Source organism: Streptomyces sp. URMC 123, from assembly GCF_051386515.1.
GTDB lineage: Bacteria > Actinomycetota > Actinomycetes > Streptomycetales > Streptomycetaceae > Streptomyces.
On the sequence record NZ_JBPQTV010000635.1, the window covers coordinates 1 to 1,093 of the forward strand.

Below are 1,093 nucleotides of genomic sequence, written 5' to 3' on the forward strand. Positions count from 1 at the left end.
GTGTATAAGAGACAGCCGCCTGCCCCGTCCTCGTACCCTCGCTCCCCGTTCGACCGCGGGAGCGAGACATTCCCCGGCGCCGTGAAAAGTCGAAACGCATATATCTATGCACACCTCTTGCCAGACCACCGGGTAGGCGCGGTTCACTCGACTCCTGGGCCGCCACTCCCCGCTGCGGCCCGCCCCGTCGTCGCCGCAACCCCTCCCTCCCGGCGGCCGGAGACGGGGGTGCCACGGCGGTCGGCAGGGGGTTGCCCCCTCGCGCCTCTGCCGGCCGCGGCGGCCCGGTGCGCCGGTGCGAAGTGCCCGTCTTCGCCGCCGGCGCACCCTGGGGGATGGGCCGTACGGTGTGTCCTCCGCCGCCGGCTGCCCTAGCGTGCGGGCATGACGATGCCCGAGGAGCACCGCGCGTACTGGGAGACCTCCGGTGCGGCCAAGACCTTCACGCACCCGCTCGACCCCGACCTGCTGGCCGCCGAAGTCCCCCCGGACGCCCGGATTCTGGACTACGGCTGCGGCTACGGGCGGCTGATGGACGAACTGGACCGGCGCGGGTACCGCGACGTGCGGGGCGTGGACTTCTCCGCCGCACTCGTCGCCCGGGGGCGGGCGGCCTTCCCCCATCTGCGGTTCACCCACGCCGAGCGGCTGCCGCTGGACTTCCCCGACGGCTCCTTCGACGCCGTCCTGCTGTTCGCGGTGCTCACCTGCGTGCCGGGCGACGCCGAGCGCCGGGCGGCGGTCGCCGAGGTCGCCCGGCTGCTGCGGCCCGGCGGGGTGCTCTACCTCAGCGACGTCCCCCTGCAGAGCGACGAGGTCAACGTCCGGCGCTACGAGGAGAACCTGCCCCGCCACGGGGTGTACGGGGTCTTCGAGGCCGCCGGCGGGGGCGTCTTCCGGCACCACGACCCCGACGCGCTCCGCGCCCTGCTGACCGGGCACGGGCTGACCCCGGTGACCGAGCGGCACGGCGCGATGCCGACGCTGGACGGCGTCCCGGTCACGGGGGCGCAGGTCCTGGCGAGGCGCACGCCCTGAAGAGCGCTCCCCGGCGTGACGCCCCGAAGGGTTGCTCCCGCCGGGGGGCGGGAGC

At 74.7% G+C, this 1,093-nt stretch carries 1 protein-coding gene; it reads left to right on the top strand.

The genetic code is table 11. The annotated features are described in order from the left end of the window. Window positions 1-384: 384 nt before the first annotated feature. Window positions 385-1,038, top strand: coding sequence for a class I SAM-dependent methyltransferase (locus ACSNOD_RS31345; protein ID WP_436770463.1), 654 nt, complete (start codon window positions 385-387; stop codon window positions 1,036-1,038). Window positions 1,039-1,093: the final 55 nt, after the last annotated feature.